This is a genomic window from Psychrobacter sp. GW64-MNA-CIBAN-0177 (genome assembly GCF_040309585.1).
Taxonomy (GTDB): Bacteria; Pseudomonadota; Gammaproteobacteria; order Pseudomonadales; family Moraxellaceae; genus Psychrobacter; species Psychrobacter okhotskensis.
Window position 1 is genome coordinate 1 of record NZ_JBEOOY010000489.1, and the last position, 248, is coordinate 248.

Consider the following 248-nt stretch of genomic DNA (forward strand, 5'->3'; position numbering starts at 1 on the left):
TTTCTTAATTATATTTGATTGCCTTTTTGGCTTAAATCATACGCATTTAACTCGCCTACATTCTTGCCACCATCCGGTAAATTTTCTTCTTTACGGGGGTCGACATAGATTTCATCAGTCTCTTGAGATTTTTGCTGAGGTCCATCAATATCTGGGTCATTCTTACGCCCTTCATAGCTATCTTTGGGGTTGTCAGGGGCAAGCGCTGCTGGATCTTTAACCGGTACGGCTTCTTCGTTATTCAATGT

At 41.5% G+C, this 248-nt stretch carries 1 protein-coding gene; it reads right to left on the bottom strand.

Annotation, left to right across the window (positions count from 1 at the left end; translation table 11 throughout):
* Positions 1 to 8: 8 nt before the first annotated feature.
* Complete coding sequence (locus AAEY79_RS15935; RefSeq protein ID WP_352289644.1) at positions 9 to 245, bottom strand: hypothetical protein; 237 nt, start codon at positions 243 to 245, stop codon at positions 9 to 11.
* Positions 246 to 248: the final 3 nt, after the last annotated feature.